Raw genomic sequence first — 21,930 nt, forward strand, 5'->3', positions numbered from 1 at the left:
TTTCCGCTCTGTTACTCCGGGTCAGGTGCGAAGTCGCCCGCGGTGTCGCCTTCTTCACGCACACGGCGCATCTTGCGCGCGGCGAGACGGTCGGCGGCCTTGGCACGGTGCGGCTTGTCCTCCAGCCGCTCATCGACACCACGGTGCGTCGGCACGAAATCGTCCAGAACCGCTGGCTGCCAGTCGAATTCCATCTTGCCGATGCGAACCGGGTCGCCGGCCTGTGCGCCGAGCTTGGCCAGCTTGTCCTCGACGCCGAGCCGGTTGAGGCGGTCGGCGAGGAAGCCCACGGCCTCGTCGTTGTCGAAGTTGGTCTGCAGCACCCACCGCTCGGGTTTGGGCCCGGACACGACCCACACATCCTCGTCATCGCGCTCGACGGTGAAACCGCTGTCGTCCACGGCATGCGGGCGTAGTACCAGACGGGTTGGTTCTAGCACCGGTTGCGCCGCACGGTGTTCTTCGACCAAGCGCGCCAAGGCATAGACGAGTTCCTGAAGGCCTTCGCGCGTCGCCGTGCTCACCTGGTAAACGGGCCAGCCAAATTTCTCCAGATCTGGCAACACGATCTCGGCCAGGTCGCGCCCGTCGGGAATGTCAATCTTGTTCAGCACGATGATGCGTGGCCGCTCGGCGAGCCCGCCGTAAGCGGACAGTTCCGCTTCGAGGGCTTCGATGTCGGCGACGGGATCGCGGCCGGGCTCCAAGGTCGCCGTGTCGACGACGTGAGCCAGCACCGCACATCGCTCGATGTGCCGCAAGAACTGTAGTCCCAAGCCTTTTCCGGTCGCGGCACCCGGGATGAGCCCCGGAACGTCGGCCACAGTGAACGTTTGCGCACCGGCCTGCACGACGCCCAGGTTGGGCACGAGTGTCGTGAACGGATAGTCAGCGATCTTCGGCTTGGCCGCCGAGATCACCGAGATCAAAGAAGACTTGCCAGCGCTGGGGAAGCCAACGAGCCCCACATCGGCCACGCTCTTGAGCTCAAGCACGACGTCAAGGCGCTCGCCGGGCTCGCCAAGCTCGGCGAAGCCAGGTGCCTTGCGCTTCGAGCTGGCTAGCGAGGCGTTGCCACGGCCGCCACGGCCGCCACGGGCGACCTCAAGCGTGGTGCCCACGCCGACAAGGTCGGCGATGACTTGGCCATCGGTGGTCTGCACGACGGTGCCCGTCGGAACCTTGAGCACGAGGTCGCCGCCATTGGCACCGTCGCGGTTGCCACCCGCGCCACCGGCGCCGTTCTTCGCCTTGATGTGCGGGCGGAAGTGGAAGTCAAGCAAGGTATGCACGTTCTGGTCGACGACGAGCAAAACGCCGCCGCCATGGCCGCCGTTTCCGCCATCGGGGCCGCCAAGCGGCTTGAACTTCTCCCGGTGGATGGAGACACAGCCGTGACCGCCATCGCCTGCCTGCAGGTGCAGCACTACCCGGTCTACGAAAGTCGCCACGTCCCCATTCTCCTTCTAAAAAAACATAAGCGGGCGGGAGACTTCACGTCTCCCGCCCGCTTAAAAGAACTTGCTAGGCCTCGATCGGCACAATGCTGACGGTCTTGCGGTTACGGCTACGGCCGAACTGCACAGAACCGGCTGCGAGCGCGAAGAGCGTGTCGTCGCCGCCACGGCCCACCAGGTCACCCGGGTGGAACTTGGTGCCGCGCTGGCGGATGAGAATCTCGCCTGCCTTGACAACCTGACCGCCGAAACGCTTCACACCGAGGCGCTGGGCCGCTGAGTCACGGCCGTTGCGCGAGCTGGAAGCACCCTTTTTATGAGCCATCGCTCTGCCTACTTCCCGGTCTTAATGCCGGTTACCTTGACCTGGGTCAGCGGCTGGCGGTGACCCTGGCGCTTGTGGTAGCCAGTCTTGTTCTTGAACTTGTGGATCCGGATCTTCGGGCCCTTGGTGTGGGCCACGAGCTCTCCGGAAACGGAAACCTTGGCAAGCTTCTTGGCGTCGGTCACCAGGTCGTCCCCATTAACGAGGAGCACTGCCGTGAGCGCCACTGCGTCGCCGGGCTCGCCTGCGAGCTTCTCGACCTCAATCACGTCGCCCTCGGCGACCTTGTACTGCTTGCCGCCGGTCTTGACGATCGCGTACATGAGACGCGGACTCCTGTCGTTAGCTGCTGGCGGATGATTTCGCGCGCGCACGCCAGGGCGGCACACACAAAGAGAAAGCCTACGTCATGCCCGCCCAGTTACCCAAACCGGGCGGGCAGTCGGCTAAGTCACGCCATCAGGAGGCGCCGCAAATCTTCTCAAAAGCCTCAGCGGACGCGGCGAACTCGGGTGAATCAAAGATAGCCAACAGGGAGTTGGGATCCTGGGCGATCTTTTGCGCGTTCAGCGAACCGTTGATCTTGTCGAGCGTCGCGGCGAGGCCTTCGGCCGTCTTCTTGAGCTCGGCGTCCTTGGCCTTGGCGGCCTCAGCGCGCAACTCGCCCGCGAACTTGGTGTTGGCGGCCTGAGCGTCCTTGACGATCGGCTCGATCTTCTTCACGTCGTTGCCCGCTGATCCCAGCCGGCCAACGATCTCGGCGAACGTGGTGCCCCACGCGCTCAGCTTGGCCGTGACGGCGTCGCACGCGGCCTTGTCAGTCGACGTGCCACCGGTCGTCGCGCCCGGTGACCCCGACGCTCCCGGGCTAGCCCCGTCTTGCCCGGCTGACGCGCCCGGAGAAGCCGTGTTGTTCTTGCCTGTATCCCCCGATGTCCCGCCGCTGGAACAGGCCGCCGCGGGCCACAAGCTCAGGCACAAGGCCGCGGCAATCAGCATGCGTCGCATCTATTTCTCCCCACGATGATGGCGTAAGAAAACTGCCCAATGAACCGTTCAGGTCCACTGGGCAGCTTACGCAGATCGAGGGCGAGTCAGAAAGGGCTCACGGCCGGGTACGGCGGCGTCCGCCCCGCCGCGTACGGCGGCGCACCGGAGCATCGCCTGTCTCGTCACCGCTGGCCTCAGCGGTTTCCTCGTCAGTGATTTCGATGTCGTCATCGTCGTCGGGGTCCGTCACGCTCTCATAACGCGACAGGTCGTAGCCCTCGGTGTCGACGAACGCTTCCGTGCCACGCGAACGGCGCTCTTCCTTGGCGGGCCGCTCCACGCGCTCGGGCCGTTCCACGACCGGTGCTGCCAGCTGCTTGCGCTCGGGCACCGGGTCCATGTGGACCACGACTCCCCGGCCCTTGCAGTGCTCACACGGCTCGCTGAAGGCTTCGAGCAACCCGGCGCCGATGCGCTTACGCGTCATCTGCACGAGGCCGAGTGACGTGATTTCGGTGACCTGGTGCTTGGTGCGGTCACGGCCGAGGCACTCGGTCAGGCGGCGCAACACGAGCTCGCGGTTGCTCTCCAGCACCATATCGATGAAGTCGATCACCACGATGCCACCGAGGTCACGCAGGCGCAGTTGGCGCACGATCTCTTCGGCCGCTTCAAGGTTGTTGCGCGTAACCGTTTCTTCGAGGTTGCCGCCCGCACCGGTGTACTTACCGGTGTTGACGTCCACGACGGTCATCGCTTCCGTGCGGTCGATGACGAGGTGGCCACCTGAGGGCAGGAAAACCTTGCGGTCCAAGCCTTTGAGGATCTGCTCGTCGATGCGGTAGGTCGAGAAGACGTCGGTCACTCCCGCGTACCGGCGGACCCGGCCAACGAGATCTGGTGACACGTGCCCGAGGTAGGTCTCGACCGTCTCCGAGGCGATATCGCCTTGGATGACAAGCTCTTTGAAGTCCTCGTTGAACAGGTCGCGGACAACCCGGATCACAAGGTCAGGCTCGGCGTAAAGCAGCACCGGGGCGCCACCTTCGGCCGCCTTGGCCTGAATGTCTTCCCACTGGGCCTGAAGTCTGGTGACGTCGCGCTCGAGGTCCTCTTCGGACGCTCCCTCGGCGGCGGTCCGCACGATGACGCCCGCGCCTTCGGGAACGAGCTTCTTGAGGATGTCGCGCAACCGGCGACGCTCCACATCGGACAGTTTGCGGCTGATGCCCGAGGTGTTGCCGTTGGGCACGTAGACGAGGTGACGGCCGGACAGCGCGATGTGACTGGTCAGCCGGGCGCCTTTGTGCCCGACCGGATCCTTGGTCACCTGCACCAGCACGGTGTCACCGGACTTGAGGGCCTGCTCGATCGAACGGGCTTTGCCTTCCAGTCCCGCGGCGTCCCAGTTGACCTCACCGGCGTAAAGCACGGCGTTGCGGCCCCGGCCGAGGTCGACGAAGGCGGCTTCCATGCTGGGCAGCACGTTCTGGACCTTGCCGAGGTAAACGTTGCCGACCATGGTGCTGGCCGCCGACCTGGTGACGTAATGCTCCACGAGCACGTTGTCTTCGAGCACGGCGATCTGCGTACGGTCCGCGCTCTCCCGGATCACCATGACCCGGTCGACCGCTTCCCGGCGCGCCAGGAACTCGGCTTCGGTCAGGATCGGTGGCCTGGTCCGGCGCTGTTCGCGGCCATCGCGACGGCGTTGCCGCTTGGCTTCCAGCCGGGTCGAGCCAGTGACGCCCTGGACCTCGTCGGAAGAGCTGGAGTCGGGCTTGCGCCGTTCCCGGATCTTGACGACGGTGTGCACGTCGGTTTCGGTCTCGGTGTCGCTCTCGCCCTTGCGGCGGCGACGCCGGCGACGTCGGGTTAACGGCTCGTCATCGTCTGAGGAGTCTTCGTGAGCCTCCTCAGAGGCGTCATCTGAAGTCTCATCGCCGTTTTCGTCAGTGGTGCCCTTGCCCCGGCCACGGCCACGACGGCCGCGGCGACGGCGACGGCCGGCTTCCTCGTCATCGTCGTGTTCGTCGTCGGCGGGAGCCTCAGCCGGTGCTTCTTCTGTGGCCGCGGTTTCCTCGGTGTCACGCGAACGCTTGCGGCGTTTGCGGGTCACCGGTTCTTCAGCGGCCGAAGCGGCTGGGGCAGCTTGCGCCGTTGGCACAGCGGAAGGAGCCATGAACAGCACGGAGGTGGCGAACGGTTTAGGCGAATTGTCAGCGTCTGTTGCTGACTCGCCCGCACTGTCGTCCTCAGTGCTGCTGTCGGCGCTTTTACGGCGCCGGCGTGTGGGGGTTTCCCCGTCAGCGGCTTCGGCGGTCTTGCGGACTCGCCGTCGTTTGGGTGGCGCCTCGTTTTCGTTCTCCGGCGCGTTTTCTGGTTGTGTGGGCTCGTTGTCGAGCATCCGGACTTGTCTCCCAGTTCTGGCATTCCCGGGCGCACTTATGCTCTGGCGATCCACACCGGATCGTTCAAGCACCTCACGCAGCCACTCAGGAACCGCCTGTGCAAAGTCTGTTAACCGTTAACGGCCGGTGTCGCGCGATCCAGCTCTAGCGGATCGACGATCTCCCCCTGCGGTGTCAGTGTGCCCTGAACCAGCCGGGTCGCCCTGCAGCTCAAGAAGCCGCCAGGCGCCGAGGATTCAAGGCCAGCCACGACGCTCAGGCCGGACAGGACGTCATCGGGCCGCACGGACGGGGTGACCTGCCGTACGACAAGGTCGAGTATGGCACACGGTGCCCCCTCGGAACCGTAAGGTGCCATATTCACCACGGCCCCGCGTGCGTCTACGTTGCGCCTTCCTTGCTTGGTTAGCCGCTCTACCAGCACTTCTTCCTGTGCCATGAAGGCGTCCACCGCGCTGGATAGTGAGGATAAGGTCACACCCGGCACCTCGACTCGCCACCGGGCCGCCGTGATCCGGTCCGCGAGACTTCCGGGTGTACTCGATACGACCGCTTCCAGGATGTCGAGTCCCGGAGACAGGGCTGAGTCGAGCGCTGTGCGCAGCTGTTCTGGCTCAACAGCCTCACGCAAGCCCAGCTCAAGGTACTCAGCTTCGGACGCCACCCCGGTCGGGGCAGCCGAGCAGAACGAGATCTTGGGATGCGGCGTGAACCCCTGCGAGTAGGCGATCGGCACGTTAGCCCGGTGGATCGCCCGTTCAATCGCACGGGCGAAGTCGCGGTGCGACGTGAACCGCAACGGTCCCCGCTTCGCGTAGCGAATCCGGACCCGCTGGACCACAGGTGCTTGCCCACCCGGAGGCTGGCGCTTGCTCATGTGGTCACCCGCAGGCCGTTAACAGGCGTCAGCGGCAGCAGTTTGTGGCCGGTAGGGCCGATCTGAATGCTGGTGTCCATCGATGGGCATACGCCACAGTCAAAGCACGGCGTCCAGCGGCAGTCGTCTTGCTCGAATTCCGTTAGCGCGTCTTGCCAGTCCTGCCACAGCCAGTCTTTGTCCAAACCGGAGTCGAGGTGATCCCAGGGGAGAACCTCTTCCTGCTTGCGTTCACGCGTGGTGTACCACCAGACGTCGATGCCGACGGCAGCGCAAGCGTCAATCCAGCGCTGATAAGAGAAGTGCTCACTCCACCCGTCGAAACGGCCGCCCTGTTCCCACACTTCACGGATCACGGCACCGACACGGCGGTCTCCGCGCGCGAGCAAACCTTCGATGAGCGAGGGTTCACCATCGTGGTACCGCATACCGATCGACTTGCCCAGAGACCTATCGGAGTTGATGGCTTGCTTGAGTTGCTTGAGCCGGTTGTCGATGACCTCGGGGTGTTCCATTGGCGCCCACTGGAAAGGCGTGTGCGGCTTGGGAACGAACCCTCCGATGGAGACCGTGCAGCGGACATCGCGCGAACCCGTCGCGGCCCGCCCGTTCTTGATGACTTCCTGTGCCAGACGGGCGATTTGGAGCACGTCTTCGTCGGTCTCAGTGGGCAGGCCGCACATGAAGTAGAGCTTCACCTGCCGCCAGCCGTTGGTGTAGGCCGTCACCACGGTCCGGATGAGGTCCTCTTCGGACACCATCTTGTTGATGACGCGGCGAATGCGCTCGGATCCACCCTCGGGCGCGAAGGTGAGACCGGAACGGCGCCCGTTGCGCGAAAGTTCTTGCGCCAGATCGATATTGAACGCGTCGACGCGAGTCGATGGCAACGACAGCGACACGTTGGTCCCGGCGTATTGATCGGCAAGGCCCTTGCACATGTCGCCGATTTCGGAGTGATCAGCGCTCGACAGCGATAGCAGACCGACCTCGTGGAAGCCGGAGAACTCCAGCCCCTCTTTGACCATCTGTCCCACGGTCGAAATGGACCGTTCGCGGACCGGCCGCGTGATCATGCCCGCTTGGCAGAACCGGCAACCGCGCGTGCAGCCGCGGAAGATCTCCACCGCGAACCGCTCGTGCACCGTTTCCGCCAATGGCACGAGTGGCTTCTTCGGATACGGCCACGCGTCGAGGTCCATGGTGGTGCGCTTGTGCACTCGGAAGGGCACATCGGCCCGGTTCGGGATCACGCGCTGGATACGGCCGTCGGGCAGATAGTCCACGTCATAGAAACGCGGGACATAGACCGACTCGGTTTTAGCCAGCCGCAGCAACAACTCGTCGCGCCCGCCAGGCGAACCTTCCGCCTTCCACGCGGCAACGATGTCCGTGATTTCGAGCACGGCTTCCTCACCGTCACCGAGCACGGCAGCGTCGATGAAGTCGGCGATCGGCTCCGGGTTGAACGCGGCGTGGCCGCCGGCGATGACGATCGGGTGCTCGTCCGTGCGGTCCTTTGACAGCAGCGGGATAAACGCCAGGTCGAGCGCGTTCAGCAGGTTCGTGTAGCCGAGCTCGGTGGAAAACGAGACGCCGAACAGGTCGAAGTGACCGACCGACCGGTGCGAGTCCACCGTGAACTGCGGAACCTGATAGGTACGCATCAATTTCTCAAGGTCCGGCCACACCGCGTAGGTGCGCTCGGCCAGCGCGTCCGCGCGCTCGTTGAGCACCTCGTAAAGGATCTGGACGCCCTGGTTGGGCAGGCCGACCTCGTAGGCGTCTGGGTACATCAGCGCCCAGTGCACAGGGACGGAGTCCCACGGTTTGACAGTTACGCCAAGCTCGCCGCCCACGTATTGGATGGGCTTGCTCACCTGCGGCAGCAACTGCTCAAGCTGGGGGAATAACGACTCTCCGCGCATAACCCATAAGGCTACCTGGCGCGCTCAGTCGTCCTTCTTCGGAGCGTAGCGGCTCACGTAGTGCTGGCCCGTGAGCTGCTGAATGGTCCGCATGAGCTGGTCGGTGATCTCGCGCGCGGCGGTGCTCTGCGACTCGGCGTCGTTCCACTCGGTGACGTCGATGGGCTTGGCGAACTTGATCGTGACTTGGTCGCGCTTGACCGACGGCAGCACCTGCCCGATGGGCTGAATCTTCTCCGTGCCAATGAAACCGACCGGCACAATCGGCACCCCGGCGGCCATGGCGAGCCGGGCAGCGCCCGTGCGGCCACGGTAGAGGCGGCCATCCGGTGAGCGGGTGCCTTCGGGATAGACGCAAACGAGACCGCCGTTTTGCAGGTGCGGGATGGCCTCGTCAAAGGCGCTCAGCGCGGCCCGTCCGCCAGCACGGTGCACCGGGATGGCGCCGAGCCCGTTCATCAGTCCTTTGAAGAACAGGCCCGAGACGCCAGTGCCGTTGAAGTAGTCCTCTTTGGCCCAGAACGCGATCGGCCGTGGCACGACGGCGCCAAGAATGAACTCGTCGGCCACCGACAGGTGATTGCCAGCGAAGATCGCCCCGCCGGTCGCGGGAACGTGCTCCAGTCCTTCCACCTTGGGACGCCAAAGCACACGGATGGCTGGGCCAGCCGTATACATCCCGATCGTGTAGAGCACCGGCACAGTAACGTCCCTTCATAAACCTGACGGTCGCTGAAGATACCGTAACCGCGCCGGTAACCCTAGCGGCGGCTTACTCGCACCTTGACTTGCTCTTCGCCCGCTTCGCCAGCGAAGCCGTCCTCCACTTCACCGAAGCTGACCGACTCCGCGAGAACCTCGCCAGCCAGGAACTTCTCGTGTGCATGGACAGCCGCGCTCACCGATGACGATCCGGAGACCACGAGATCTATGCGGTCGGTCACGTCAAGCCCGGCCTCACGGCGAGCCTGCTGCACGACCCGGATCACGTCCCTGGCCAGCCCTTCGGCTTCCAGCTCAGGGGTCACTGTGGTATCGAGCACAACCACTCCCGACTCTCCCGGCAAGGCAGCCGAATGCGACGCGTCAGCGGCCACAAGCTTCAGCTCGTATTCGCCTTCCTGCAACGTGACTCCGGCCGCCGTGGGCTGCCCGTCAACGAGTGTCCAGTCGCCGGCCTTCACCGCCTTGATGACCTGCTGCACGGACCCGCCAACGCGTGGCCCGAGGACCCGCGGCACCACCGTGAGAACCTGCTCACAGTGCGCCTTGACGTCGTCGGTGAGCACGACCTCCTTGACGTTGACCTCATCGGCTATGAGATCGCGGAAGTCGCCGAGCGACGAGGCGCCGGGGACGGCAACGGTCAAAGTGGACAGTGGCAGGCGTACCCGCAATCCCTTGGCCTTGCGCAAGGACAGCGCGGCGGAACAGACGTCGCGGACCTTGTCCATCGCGGACACCAGGTCGTCGTCGGCCGGATAGTCCGTCACGAGCGGAAAGTCCGCCAAGTGCACGGACCGCCCGTTGGTCAGCCCACGCCACACTTCCTCAGCGGTCAGCGGCGCCAGGGGCGCTATGACCCGGGAAACCGTCTCCAGCACCGTGTAGAGGGTGTTGAACGCGTCCGCGTCGCCCGCCCAGAACCGGTCCCGGCTGCGCCGCACGTACCAGTTGGTCAGCGCGTCCAGATAGGACCGAACCGTGGCGCACGCCGTCGAGACGTCGTAGAGATCCATCTGCGCCGTCACGTCAGCGACCAGTGTTCTGGTCTTGGCCAGCACATACCTGTCCAAGACATGTGACGACGACGTCTTCCAGGAAGCGGTAAACGAAGAAGCGTTGGCGTACAAGGTAAAGAAGTAATACACGTTCCACAGCGGAAGCAGAACCTGCCTCACCGCGTCTCTGATTCCCGCCTCTGACACCAGAGCGTCGCCACCGCGCAGGATCGGCGAACTCATCAGCATCCAGCGCATGGCGTCGGAGCCGTACTTGTCGAACATCTCGTAGACGTCCGGGTAGTTCTTCAGGCTCTTGGACATCTTGCGCCCGTCGTCGCCCAGCAAGATGCCATGGCACACAACGGATCGGAATGCTGGCCGGTCGAACAGCGCGGTCGCCAGCACGTGCAGGGTGTAGAACCAGCCACGGGTCTGCGGCATGTACTCGACGATGAAGTCACCCGGGTAGTGGTGCTCAAACCATTCGGTGTTCTCAAACGGGTAGTGCACCTGGGCGAACGGCATCGACCCGGATTCGAACCAGCAGTCGAGCACCTCTGGCACCCGGCGCATCATCGACTTGCCGGTCGGGTCGTCCGGGTTGGGGCGCACGAGGTCGTCGACGAACGGACGGTGCAAGTCGTGCACCGCCACGCCAAAGTCGCGTTCGAGTTCGGCGAGCGATCCGTAGACGTCCAAACGTGGATACGCGGGGTCGTCGGACTTCCACACCGGTATCGGGGAACCCCAGAACCGGTTGCGGCTGATGGACCAATCGCGCGCGTTGCTCAGCCACTTGCCAAACTGACCGTCCTTGACGTGCCCGGGCACCCAGTTGATTTCCTGGTTGAGCTCCACCATGCGGTCGCGGAAAGCCGTCACCTGAACGAACCAAGAGGACACAGCCTTGTAGACCAGCGGGGTTTCACAGCGCCAGCAGTGCGGATAGGAGTGGGTGTAGGTCTCGTGCCGCAGCACGACCCCGCGCTCCTTGAGCACCTTGATGATCGGCTTGTTGGTCTCGAACACTTGCTGGCCTTGATAGTCAGGCACCAGCGAGGTGAACCGGGCGCGTTCATCGACGGTCACCACGGTCGGTATCCCGGCCGCGTTACAGGCGACCTGGTCGTCTTCACCGAACGCGGGTGCCAGGTGCACGACGCCAGTTCCGTCCTCGGTGGTCACGAAGTCGGCGCCGAGCACCTGGAAGGCATTCGGCCCGGCGGCGTCCACGAGATACGGGAACAGCGGCTCATACCGCTTGCCCACGAGGGAAGAACCCTTCACCGTCTCCGCAAGAGAGTAGCCCTCAAGCTCCGCCGCGTAGTACGAAACCCGTTCCGCCCCAAGGAGCAAACGGTGTCCGTCTTTGACCATCACGGCGTAGTCAACGTCGGGTCCGACCGCCAAAGCCAAGTTGGAAGGCAGGGTCCAGGGCGTCGTGGTCCAGACCGCTATGTCCGAGCCATCGTCGAGCCGGAACCGGACGGCCAGCGTCGGGTCGTGCCGGTCCTGGTAGACGTCGTCCATCCTGGTCTCGGTATTGGACAGTGGCGTCTCACAGCGCCAGCAGTAGGCCAGCACACGGAAGCCCTCGTAAACCAAACCCTTGTCGTGCAAGGTTTTGAAGGCCCACATGACGCTTTCCATGTAGTCCAGGTCGAGCGTCTTGTAGTCGTTGCTGAAGTCCACCCAGCGCGCCTGCCGGTTGACATAGCGTTCCCAGTCAGCGGTGTAGCGCAGCACCGAAACCTTGCAGGCTTCGTTGAAGGCGGCCACGCCCATCTGCAGGATCTCGGCTTTCGTGGTTATGCCGAGTTGCTTTTCGGCTTCCACTTCGGCGGGCATGCCATGGCAGTCCCAGCCGAATCGCCGCTCCACGCGCCGGCCCTGCATCGTGCGGTACCGCGGCACCACATCTTTGGCATAGCCGGTCAGGAGGTGGCCGTAGTGCGGCAGCCCGTTGGCGAACGGCGGGCCGTCGTAGAAGACGAATTCGTTAGCTCCGTTGACGCCGGCGTCGCGGTTTTCGACGCTGGCGGTGAAGGTCTTGTCGGCGTTCCAGTAGTCCAGGACAGCACGCTCTAAGCCCGGAAGGTCCGGGGAGGGCGTTACCTGTGGATATGCCATCGCGAGCTCCTCATGATCACTGTTTTTTCGAAACAGTGCGAGGACGAGTTTTTTACGACCCGCGGTACCACCTCGCTTGCTCACCCGAAGGCGAGCCGCTCGTGAAGGCTGTGACGGGCCTTACCCCGCCCGGTTCTACTAGGGACAACGTCCTGTTCTTCCGGGAGCTCACCGGTGATAGCCGGGTCAATGCTTTGCGCAAATGCTACCCGAACCTTAAAGGTCACCGCGAACGGGTTAAGAATCCGACAAGGTTCTGGCCCTACGGGCGAGTGACGCCGACGTGCATCGACCCCCATCATGTGCGGTGTTCATATTTAGAACGAGAGGCCACTGATGGCAGACTCCGAAGACACCACACAGGACAATCCCGGTGGTGAAGCGGACCGTGATTCGGTATCCGGCCGCTACAAGAGCAAGCACGATTCCACTAAGGATGGTGACGGCAACGATAAGGACAAGGACGACGACGGCAAGAAGCGGTGGCTACTCCTCCTGTTACTGCTCCTGATCTTGCTGTTGCTCCTTTGTGCCGGCTTTGCCTACATGAAGTGGTGGAAGAAGGATCCAACAACCCCTGCGGCGTCATCCCCGTCGCCGACCGTCGCGGTTACGACCGAGGCGCCGAAGCCTTCACCAACCCCCACCACCGCTTCACCCAGCCCGTCGGCAAGCCCGACGATCAAGACCGTCGCCATGCCGAACGTTGTGGGCATGAAGGCGGACGCGGCTAAGGCGACCCTGGAAGCGGCCGGTTTCGTCAACATCAAGTTTGTTGCCGAAGGCAGCGACCAGCCCCTCAACCTGCTCGTCAGCTATGTCGTCACCAAGCAGTCCGTTCCGGCTGGCACTCAGGTGCCCGTCGACACGGCTCTGGTGATCACCGCCAAGCCGTCCAGCAACGGCAAGGGCTGAGCGAAATCTATTTATCATCACGGCCGTGACCCGTTTAGGGTCACGGCCGTGACTGACTACGCGATCGAGGCGGCTGGGCTGCGCCGCACCTACCGCAGCCGCACGGGGTGGCTCAGGCCGAAGGTCAAAGAAGTCGAGGCTGTCAAGGGCGTCAGCTTCACCGTTGCCAAGGGGGAACTGTTCGGCCTGCTCGGGCCGAACGGCGCCGGGAAAACGACGACCATCAAAATGCTCAACACCCTGCTGATTCCCACCGGCGGGCACGCGCGGATCTTTGGCAAGGACGTCGTTGCGGAAACCCGCGAAGTTCGCCAGCGGATCGGCTATGTCTTCGGTGGCGACCGGGGCCTTTATGACCGGCTTTCCGGTCTGGATAACCTCCGCTATTTCGCCGAGCTTTACGGCATCCCGCCCCGCGAGCAGAAGCAGCGCATCGGCGAGCTGCTCGAACTCGTCAACCTCACCGGCCGTGAACGCGAGCGCGTCGAGGGCTATTCGCGCGGCATGCGCCAGCGTCTGCACATAGCCCGGGGCCTGCTGCACCGCCCGTCCGTGCTCTTCCTCGACGAGCCGTCGATCGGCGTCGACCCCGTGGCCGCGCGTGATTTGCGCCGCACCGTCGCCGACTTGGCCGCGACCGGCACCACCGTGCTGCTCACCACGCACTACATGGCCGAAGCCGACGAGCTGTGCGACCGGATCGCCGTGATCGCCCAGGGCGAGCTGAAAGCCCTTGGCACGCCTGAAGAACTCAAGCACCACGCCGATGGCCGCACCGTGCTTGAGGTTGAGGCCTATGGGCTTGAGGACGAGACCTTCAAAGACATCAAAAACCTCCATGGGGTACGCGAGGCGACGCTCGAAACCCAAGGAGCGGTTCAGCTGCTGACCGTGCAGTCGGTCTCCGATGTGGACGTTCAGCCCAGTGTGCTGGCCCGCCTCGGGGGCATCCGGCTTGGCCGCGTCGCCGCGCGCCAGCCCACGCTCGAGGACGCCTACGTCGCCATCGTCGCGGGAGACCGCTCGTGAGGGTGCTGCGGCTCATCGGCATCGGGACCCTGATGCACTTCAAGACCATGAGCCGGGGGCTGTTCGAGATCGCCACTGGCCTCATCGTTCCCATCATCCAGGCGACGATGGCCGTCTACCTGCTGCGCGCCGGTGACGAGCCGCAGAACATGGTCAAGGCCGCCGTTGGCGCTGGCCTCATGGGCATCTGGTCGTCGGTCATCTTCGGTTCCGGCGGCGCGATCCAGCGCCAGCGCTGGCAGGGCACGCTGGAGATGATGGTCATCGCGCCGCGCCCGCTCGCCCTGAGCGTGCTCCCGGTCACCATCGCGACCGGCCTGCAGGGGCTCTACACGATGGCGGCGACGCTGGGCTGGGGCTGGCTGCTGTTCGGCATCGTGCCCGATTTCAGTCACCCGCTGCTGTTCCTGGTGGCCGTCCCGGCCTGTGTGATCGGGCTCGGCATGTTCGGTCTGCTGCTCGCCTCGACGTTCGTCTTGATGCGCAACGCCAACGCGGTCTGCAATACCTTGGAGTACCCCATCTGGTTGTTGTCAGGAATGCTCGTGCCTTTGACGGTCCTTCCGGATTGGACGAACCCGTTCGCCGCGATCCTGCCCACGACGTGGGGAGCGCGCGCCGTGCACGAGGCCGCGTCAGGTGGCGCGGTCTGGCCGTCCGTAGCGGCTTGCCTCGCGATCAGCGCCGCCTGCTTCGCCGCGGGCGCCCTGATGATGTCCTATGTGGAACGCCGGGCGCGGGCTTCGGCCACCCTGGCCCTGTCTTAGGGAGACCGCCATGCGCCTGATCTTCGTCGGCGGTGCCATCGCCTACCGCGCCCTGTTCAACTGGACGACGCCGTCCATGTTCATCGGCACCTTGCTCGTTGGCCCGGTCTTTCAGCTGCTCTTCTTCGCCTACCTCGGGCGTCAGCTCGGTGTGGCCAACGACGGTTTCTACATCGTCGGCAACGCGGTGCTGGCCGCGTCTGCTCTGTGCCTGTTCGGCGGCACCATGGCGGTGTCCAACGAAAGGCGTTACAGCACGCTGAGCAATGTGCTGCTCTCCCCTCGCAGCCGGACCCTGATCTTTCTCGGGCGGGCGCTTCCCTACGCCGGCAACGGTTTGCTGGTCGCGACCTTCACCCTCGTGGTCGGAAAGTTCCTGCTCAACATGAGTGTCCCGGGCACGGCCTGGTTCGGGCTGATCCTCACGCTCGCCGCCGCTTCACTGTCAGCCGCGTTCTTCGGCCTCGTCCTCGGCTCGATCGGGCTCCGGTTCCGCGACGTATGGCTGATCTCCAATTCGATGGTCGCCGTGATGATCCTACTATCTGGGACCACCGTCCCACGGGAGAACCTTCCCGCCGCCCTTCGAGCCATCGGTGACTTTCTTCCTTTGACGCACGCGGCGGCGGCCGCACGGGAGCTGGCGGGCGGCGAAACCCTCGCGAATGTCCTTCCCGGACTGGGACTCGAGGTCGCCATCGGTGCTGGCTACGCCATCATCGCCGCGGTCCTGCTCAAGATTTTCGAGTACGAAAGCAGGCGCACGGCGAGCCTCGACACACTGTGATGACCACGAATGGATGACCTGTATCGATACGTTCGGGTGGGATCAGGCTGCCGACACATACTTTCCACGATCGACACACGGGCCTAGTCTGAGCAAGAGGGAGGATCGGGGAGGAATTGACGTGGCGCGCTTGGGGCGCAAGCCGGTGCGGCCGGGCCGGGTGACCATAGCGGTCTCCCTCGGCACCCTCGGCTTGTTCGTGATATCGATGGCTGCCGGCATGAAGGACTGGCCGTTTGGCGCAGCCGGTGCGGCGATGCTCATTGTCGCGGTCGCGCTGCTGACGACCACCTCCATGCGCAGCACTGACAAGGCTTATGTGGTCGGCACCGTGCACGTGGTCAAGGTGTCGGCTCCTCCATTGACGACCGACTTCGGCCGTTGCGAGATGCAGGTGCTCGTCGACGCACCAGGCCATCCTGGGCAGACAGTGGTCATCCGCGACCCGCGGGTGCCGGTCACCAAGTGGCCTGACGTGGGCGAAACCCTTCCCGCGCTGGTCTCGGTCGCCGATGCCCGGCGCATCAAAATCCAGTGGGACCGCGTCGGCACCTACGGCGAACGCTACGAGTCGTCCTTTGACGACGAAGAGCTGGCCTTTGACCCCGACGACAGGCAGCCCGCCGCGCCGTCGATGTCGCTCGGCGATCCGGGATCACTCCCCCGCCGTCAGCCGGCCTGGGCGTCGCAGACCGAGACGCATTCCGTCGCCGTCCTCGAAGGCGAGCTGGTTCCGTTGCAGCGCAGCCCGCTGCAGGAGCCGGGCCAGCCGCCGCTGGCACAGGTCGATTCCATTGACTTTTCGTCGCTAGCCGAACCGGTCGAAGCCACACCGCCGCAAAAGGGCCCGGTCTTCGCGGCTGAGCCGAGTCAAGTAATTCACTCATCACCGCAAGCCCGGCCCGCGTCCGCTGGTTCCATTCACGGTGTCGGCATCACGGTTCTGGTCACGGAACTGGCCCGCTCACTGGAGTTCTACCGCGACATGCTGGGCTTCTACGAGATTGATGGCGGTCCTGAGACCGTCATCCTGGCCTCGGGCGAAACCCGGCTCGTTCTCGTGACCGCGGCCGAGCTATCGCCCGTGCACAAGCGCGTCGTGCACTTGAACCTTGAAGTCGGCGACGTTGAGGCCGTATACGAGGAACTCAAGATCCGGGGCGTTCGCTTTACGTACCCGCCCCGCGTCGTGAACCACGGCGAGCGGCTTGAGCTTGTCGCAGCCGCGTTCCGTGACCCCGACGGGCACGGCATCGCCATCACCCAGTGGAAAGCCCGCAGCGCCTAGAGCAGCACGCGCCGGCGCACGTAAAGGACGTAAAGCCAGGCGAGGCCAAAGGTCACGCCGACCGCGCCAATCATCCAGTGCAGGAAGCCGCACAACACGAAGAAGGCCTGCAAGACAAGCACCAGCCGCCAGCCGATCGGCTTACGCAGCAAGCCTATGCACAACATCGCGGCGACGGCACCGCCCGCGGTCACGACGAGCTGGGCGTTGCTGATTCCCTCTTCAAGCGTCCGGATCGGCAGGATCGCCAGCAAGAGCACGAGTGCTTCCATCGTTAGCGTGATCGCGCCCAGCCCACGCATGGCGCTGCTGGGATTGCGCAGCCCACTGGGCTTTCCGCCAAACGACATGTTGACGGGGCGGGCAACCCGGTCCTTCGACGGTCGTGTGCTCATCGCCGCAAGAGCTTTCGCGCATCCGCGACGGTGACCACCGACCCGGTGATCAGCACGCCGATCCCGGAGTAGTTAAGCTCCACATCGGACTCCGCGAGACCGACCGCGGCCCCGATCGCGTCAGGCAGCTCTGGTTCGACCGTCACCCGATCCGGGCCGAAGATCTCGATGGCGATCTCGCCGAGCTCTTCGGCTGGCATCGCGCGCGGAGACGAGTTGCGCGTGCAAACGATATGCACGGCAACGGGTTCGAGCTGTTCGAGCACGCCGTGCACGTCTTTGTCGCCAAGGATCGCGACGACGGCGACCAGACGCTCAAACGCGAATTCCTCGGTGAGCGCCTTCGCTGTGGCGGCCATGCCGTGCGGGTTGTGTGCCGCGTCGACGAGAATCGTTGGCGCCGTGCGCACTTTCTCCAGCCGTCCAGGCGACGACGTGCCCGCGAAGCCCTCGCGCACCAGCTCCACATCAAGTTGCTTATTCGGGCCAGCGCCAAGGAAAGCCTCGACCGCGGCCAAGGCGACCGCGGCGTTCTGCGCCTGGTGCGGGCCGTGCAGCGGAACGAAAATGTCCTCGTATTCACCGCCGAGCCCTTGCAGCGTCAGGACTTGACCGCCCACGGCCATCGACCGGCCCAGCACACCAAACTCGCTGCCCTCACGGGCCAGGGTCGCGCCCATTTCGGCACAGCGGTCGAGGATCGGCTCCATCGCTTCGGGCGGCTGTGCGGCGCAGATCAGCGTCGCTCCAGGGTGGACGATCCCCGACTTCGCCAAAGCGATGTCCTGCAACGTATCGCCGAGCCACTCGGTGTGGTCGAGCCCGATCGGCGTGATCACGGCGATGCCGGCCTGAATGACGTTGGTGGAGTCTTCCTCCCCGCCTAAGCCGACCTCGATGACGGCGACGTCGACTGGGGCGTCAGCGAAGGCGGCGAACGCGAGCGCTGTCGTCATGTCGAAGTAGCTCAGTGACTCATCGTTGCGTGCGTCCAGCAGTTCCGCGACCGGACCGACCTCGCGGTAAACCGCGACGAACCGTTCCTCGTCGATGGGCTCACCGTCGAGACTGATCCGCTCCCGCACGGTTTCCAGATGCGGGCTCGTGTACCGGCCGGTGTGCAAGCCGTGCGCTTGCAGCAAACTGTCGATCATCCGGGCGGTCGACGTCTTGCCGTTCGTGCCGGTGATATGGATCGAGGGGTACGCCCGCTGCGGGCTGCCCAGCACATCGAGCAGTTCGACAATGCGGCTCAGGTCAAACACATACCGTGTGAACCCACGGGCATCGAGTTCGGCTTCGACCTCGGCGTACTCGCTCACGCAGTCAGCCTAGTCAGTGCCTCGTCGATCCGGGCCACATCGGCCTGCGCCACAGCGAGCCGGTCACGCAGTTTTCCAACCACGTCAGCGGGTGCCTTGGCGAGGAAGCCTTCGTTGCCCAGCTTCGCGGTCGCCTGCGCGATTTCCTTCTCAGCCGCGGCCCGGTCCTTCGTCAACCGCGCCTTCTCCGCCGCCACGTCAATCGACCCACGCGTGTCCAGCGCGACGGTGATAGTCCCCGCGCTTGCGGCGGTCGCCTCGCTTGGCGCGCCGGTCGCGATCGTGACGGTGGCGGTGGCGGTGAAGTCGTCTCCAGCGGGCTCCAGGCGGGCGAGTGAGCGCACCAGGTCCTCGTGGGCCGTCATCCCCTCGATCCTGGCAGCGACCTTCTGGCCGGGCTTGAGGCCCTGATCCGAACGGAACCTGCGCACCTCGGTCACGACCCGCTGCAGCAGCTCGACCGAAGCCTCGGCAACGTCATCGATGAGCGCTTCGTCAGCGACCGGCCAGGAGGCGACCATGACGGAACCCTCCGACTTGGTCAGCGCGCACCACAGCTCGTCGGTCACGAACGGAATGATCGGGTGCAGCAGCCGCAGCAACTGGTCGAGCACGTGACCCAGGACGCGAGGGTTGAGGGCCGACTTCGACAACTCGACATACCAGTCGCACACTTCGTCCCAAGCGAAGTGGAACAGCGTGTCACAGACCTTCGCGAACTCGAACGCCTCGAACTGTTCGTTCACGTCGGCGATGGTGTGCTGCAAGCGCGACAGGATCCACTTGTCCACAGTGGACAGTTCCGCCGGCAGGTCACCTTCGACGTGCGCGCCGTTCATAAGCGCGAACCGCGTGGCGTTCCACAGTTTGTTACAGAAGTTCCGTGAGCCCTGGCACCACTCTTCGCTCACCGGCACATCGGCGCCCGGGTTAGCTCCCTTGGCCAAGGTGAACCGCGTCGCGTCAGCGCCGAAGCGGTCGATCCAGTCCAGTGGATCCACCACGTTGCCAAACGACTTGCTCATCTTCTTGCCGTATTGGTCACGCACCATGCCATGCAGCGCAACGACATTGAACGGCTGCTTGCCATTCATGCCATAGAGACCGAACATCATCATCCGGGCGACCCAGAAGAACAAGATGTCGTACCCGGTGACGAGCACCGAAGTCGGGTAGAACTTGGCCAAGTCATCCGTCGGGTCGGGCCAGCCGAGCGTGCTAAACGGCCACAGGGCAGAGGAGAACCAAGTGTCGAGAACGTCTTCGTCCTGAACCCAGCCCTCGCCCGAGGGCGGCTCGTTATCGGGGCCGACACAAACGACTTCGCCGTTCGGGCCGTACCACACCGGAATCCGGTGACCCCACCACAACTGACGCGAGATGCACCAGTCGTGCATGTTGTCGACCCACGAGAAATACCGCGGCGCAAGGGAAGCCGGCTCGATCCGGACGCGGCCGTCGCGCACGGCATCCCCAGCGGCTTGCGCCAGAGGCTTGGTGTTGACGAACCACTGCAGTGACAGCCGGGGCTCAACCGTTGTCTTGCAACGGGAGCAGTGCCCAACCGCGTGAACGTAAGGGCGCTTCTCGGCGACGATCAGGCCCTGTGCCCGCAGAGCCGCGACCACGGCGGGCCGTGCCTCATAACGGTCCAGCCCCTGGAACGGACCGTGCACCGTGATGATCGCCCGCTCGTCCATCATCGTGATCGAGGGCAGGTTGTGCCGCTGGCCGATCTCGAAGTCATTCGGGTCGTGCGCCGGAGTGACCTTCACACAGCCAGTCCCGAAAGCCGGGTCCACATGCGAGTCACCAACGATCGGGATGCGCCTGCCGGTCAGGGGGAGCTCGACTTCAGTACCAATCAAATGCTTGTAACGCTCATCGTCTGGGTGAACGGCGACGGCGGTGTCCCCGAGCATGGTCTCGGCGCGGGTCGTCGCCACCACGATTTCGTCGCTGTAGCGGATCGAAACGAGCTCGCCCTCATCGTCGGTGTGCTCGACTTCGATGTCGGACAGGGCCGTCAGACAGCGGGGGCACCAGTTAATGATGCGTTCCGCCCGGTAGATCAGCCCGTCGTCGTAGAGGCGCTTGAAGATGGTCTGCACCGCCATCGACAGGCCATCGTCCATCGTGAACCGCTCACGGCTCCAGTCGACGGAGTCACCAAGGCGGCGCATCTGGCCGAGAATGGCACCGCCAGACTCGGCTTTCCACTGCCACACCCGCTCGACGAACTTCTCCCGGCCCAAGTCGTGCCGCGAAAGTCCTTCAGCCGCAAGCTTTCGCTCGACCACGTTCTGCGTGGCGATACCCGCGTGGTCCATGCCCGGCAGCCACAGCGTCTCGAAACCCTGCATCCGCTTACGCCGCACGAGCGCGTCCTGAATCGTGTGATCGAGGGCGTGGCCAACATGAAGCGAACCCGTCACATTCGGCGGCGGAATGACAACCGAGAACGGGGGCTTATCGCTTTTCGCATCCGCGTCGAAGTAGCCCGACGCCACCCAGTGCTCATAACGCCGGTGCTCGACGTCGCCTGGTTGGTAGGCCGCCGCTAGCTGCTGTGGTGTGTCGGTCACCGCGCAAGTCTACTAAGCCCCAAAACGTTGTTACGCTCCACTGTCGTGACAGAGCTCGTTTCGCTGCAAGAGCCGACTGAACCAGAGTCGCGCCCCCGCACCTCACGCGTAAAAATCCTGCTAGCGGTCCTCGGAGTGAGCGTTGTGGTGGCTTCGCTGACACTTGGCCCCACGGTCTGGCGCATGGTGTCGCAACGGTCCCCTGAACTGACCGTCCCGCCAAACGTCGGCACGTTCACCGTCCACACGAGCGAAGTCGGCAAGCAAGCGTCCTCGGATCTCATCACGGCATTGCGTGCTGAATTCGACGACGACCTGAGCAACACCATCGACGCGATCTACCTGGACGCCGACCAGAACGTGAACAAGAGCGTCATCATCGCGGCCGCGACGGTGTTCCTCTTCAACCCAGAAGCCGAACTAGGCACCTTCATGGCCATCGCCGGAGGCAGCGGTGACTCCAGCCAACTCACCACAGTGGAACCCGGTCCCCTTAACGGACACATGAAGTGCGGCGAAAGCGGAGAAGGCCAAGACTTGCTTACCTATTGCGGTTGGGCCGACCACGGAAGTATCGCTATAGCGCTATTCCCGGGACGGTCCATAAACGAGGCAGCGAAGTTAATGGTGGAAATCCGCGGCGCTATTCAAAAGCGTTAGAAACGAGTTAAGGCCCACCATTGCTGGTGGGCCTTAACATCGATGTTTGTCCGGCGGTGTCCTACTCTCCCACACCATCGCTAGTGCAGTACCATCGGCGCTGGCAGGCTTAGCTTCCAGGTTCGGAATGTGGCTGGGCGTTTCCCTGCCGCTATAACCGCCGAAACTCTATGAACTTGCTGTTTCCCTTTTGCGGGGGTTGTTTGCAAGTTGTGATGTGCAAAGTGGACGCGTGCAGGGCATATGTTTTCTGCTGTGGTGTGTTGAAGTCCTCGGCCGGTTAGTACCAGTCACCTGAACCCATTGCTGGGCTTACAGTTCTGGCCTATCTACCCAGTGG

17 protein-coding genes, 1 rRNA gene and 1 pseudogene are annotated in these 21,930 nt (G+C 64.1%); 6 read left to right on the forward strand and 13 right to left on the reverse strand.

What is annotated here, in order from left to right:
- Positions 1–11 precede the first annotated feature (11 nt).
- The 9 genes and pseudogenes from obgE to ileS form a co-directional block, all read right to left on the reverse strand.
- On the reverse strand, positions 12–1,451 hold the full coding sequence (gene obgE, locus A3E1_RS0118530; protein WP_020522295.1) for a GTPase ObgE: 1,440 nt from the start codon (positions 1,449–1,451) through the stop codon (positions 12–14).
- A 73-nt stretch (positions 1,452–1,524) separates the two neighbouring features.
- Entirely contained in the window at positions 1,525–1,782 is a 258-nt protein-coding gene (gene rpmA / locus A3E1_RS0118535; protein WP_020522296.1) for a 50S ribosomal protein L27, read from the reverse strand.
- 8 nt (positions 1,783–1,790) lie between these two features.
- Complete coding sequence (gene rplU, locus A3E1_RS0118540; protein WP_020522297.1) at positions 1,791–2,105, reverse strand: 50S ribosomal protein L21; 315 nt, start codon at positions 2,103–2,105, stop codon at positions 1,791–1,793.
- A 136-nt stretch (positions 2,106–2,241) separates the two neighbouring features.
- Entirely contained in the window at positions 2,242–2,790 is a 549-nt protein-coding gene (locus A3E1_RS0118545) for a hypothetical protein (protein ID WP_026208575.1), read from the reverse strand.
- 97 nt (positions 2,791–2,887) lie between these two features.
- A pseudogene (locus A3E1_RS40880) lies at positions 2,888–5,233 on the reverse strand (Rne/Rng family ribonuclease); the annotation flags it as partial.
- A gap of 59 nt (positions 5,234–5,292) precedes the next feature.
- A complete protein-coding gene (locus A3E1_RS0118555; RefSeq protein ID WP_020522299.1) occupies positions 5,293–6,060 on the reverse strand; it encodes a TIGR03936 family radical SAM-associated protein in 768 nt (255 codons plus the stop codon).
- Positions 6,057–7,988, reverse strand: coding sequence for a TIGR03960 family B12-binding radical SAM protein (locus A3E1_RS0118560; RefSeq protein WP_020522300.1), 1,932 nt, complete (start codon positions 7,986–7,988; stop codon positions 6,057–6,059). Before A3E1_RS0118560 ends, A3E1_RS0118555 begins: the two co-directional genes overlap by 4 nt.
- A 24-nt stretch (positions 7,989–8,012) precedes the next feature.
- Entirely contained in the window at positions 8,013–8,690 is a 678-nt protein-coding gene (locus tag A3E1_RS0118565) for a lysophospholipid acyltransferase family protein (RefSeq protein WP_020522301.1), read from the reverse strand.
- A 59-nt stretch (positions 8,691–8,749) separates the two neighbouring features.
- Positions 8,750–11,842 carry an isoleucine--tRNA ligase gene (ileS, locus tag A3E1_RS0118570; RefSeq protein WP_020522302.1) on the reverse strand — a complete coding sequence of 1,031 codons (3,093 nt, stop codon included), beginning with the start codon at positions 11,840–11,842 and terminating at the stop codon, positions 8,750–8,752.
- A gap of 336 nt (positions 11,843–12,178) precedes the next feature.
- On the opposite strand from ileS, the gene A3E1_RS0118575 reads away from it, so the two are divergent.
- From A3E1_RS0118575 to A3E1_RS0118595, 5 genes are all read left to right on the forward strand, one after another.
- On the forward strand, positions 12,179–12,757 hold the full coding sequence (locus A3E1_RS0118575) for a PASTA domain-containing protein (RefSeq protein ID WP_020522303.1): 579 nt from the start codon (positions 12,179–12,181) through the stop codon (positions 12,755–12,757).
- A 48-nt stretch (positions 12,758–12,805) separates the two neighbouring features.
- Entirely contained in the window at positions 12,806–13,786 is a 981-nt protein-coding gene (locus tag A3E1_RS0118580) for an ABC transporter ATP-binding protein (protein ID WP_020522304.1), read from the forward strand.
- Positions 13,783–14,553 (forward strand): ABC transporter permease, encoded by a 771-nt coding sequence (locus tag A3E1_RS0118585; RefSeq protein ID WP_020522305.1) that lies wholly within the window; start codon positions 13,783–13,785, stop codon positions 14,551–14,553. The genes A3E1_RS0118580 and A3E1_RS0118585 overlap by 4 nt, the downstream gene beginning before the upstream one ends.
- Positions 14,554–14,563: 10 nt before the next feature.
- Entirely contained in the window at positions 14,564–15,340 is a 777-nt protein-coding gene (locus tag A3E1_RS0118590) for an ABC transporter permease (RefSeq protein WP_020522306.1), read from the forward strand.
- A 121-nt stretch (positions 15,341–15,461) separates the two neighbouring features.
- Complete coding sequence (locus tag A3E1_RS0118595) at positions 15,462–16,628, forward strand: VOC family protein (protein ID WP_020522307.1); 1,167 nt, start codon at positions 15,462–15,464, stop codon at positions 16,626–16,628.
- On the opposite strand, the gene A3E1_RS0118600 is transcribed toward A3E1_RS0118595, so the two are convergent.
- The 3 genes from A3E1_RS0118600 to A3E1_RS0118610 are packed head-to-tail and all read right to left on the reverse strand — an operon-like array spanning position 16,625 to position 20,930.
- Entirely contained in the window at positions 16,625–17,023 is a 399-nt protein-coding gene (locus tag A3E1_RS0118600; protein ID WP_245571265.1) for a DUF4233 domain-containing protein, read from the reverse strand. The genes A3E1_RS0118595 and A3E1_RS0118600 overlap by 4 nt on opposite strands.
- The gene (locus A3E1_RS0118605) at positions 17,020–18,345 is read right to left on the reverse strand and encodes a bifunctional folylpolyglutamate synthase/dihydrofolate synthase (RefSeq protein WP_020522309.1); all 1,326 of its coding nucleotides are present in this window, start codon (positions 18,343–18,345) and stop codon (positions 17,020–17,022) included. Before A3E1_RS0118605 ends, A3E1_RS0118600 begins: the two co-directional genes overlap by 4 nt.
- Positions 18,342–20,930: a valine--tRNA ligase gene (locus tag A3E1_RS0118610; RefSeq protein ID WP_020522310.1), complete on the reverse strand. Its 2,589-nt coding sequence runs from the start codon at positions 20,928–20,930 to the stop codon at positions 18,342–18,344. The genes A3E1_RS0118605 and A3E1_RS0118610 overlap by 4 nt, the downstream gene beginning before the upstream one ends.
- Before the next feature lie 45 nt (positions 20,931–20,975).
- Here A3E1_RS0118610 and A3E1_RS44885 point away from each other — a divergent pair, with 45 nt between their 5' ends.
- Positions 20,976–21,590: a hypothetical protein gene (locus A3E1_RS44885; RefSeq protein WP_051105065.1), complete on the forward strand. Its 615-nt coding sequence runs from the start codon at positions 20,976–20,978 to the stop codon at positions 21,588–21,590.
- Between the two features lie 48 nt (positions 21,591–21,638).
- On the opposite strand, the gene rrf is transcribed toward A3E1_RS44885, so the two are convergent.
- Positions 21,639–21,755, reverse strand: a 5S ribosomal RNA gene (gene rrf / locus A3E1_RS0118620).
- Between the last annotated feature and the right edge of the window lie 175 nt (positions 21,756–21,930).

This window comes from Catelliglobosispora koreensis DSM 44566 (assembly GCF_000379685.1).
Lineage (GTDB): Bacteria > Actinomycetota > Actinomycetes > Mycobacteriales > Micromonosporaceae > Catelliglobosispora > Catelliglobosispora koreensis.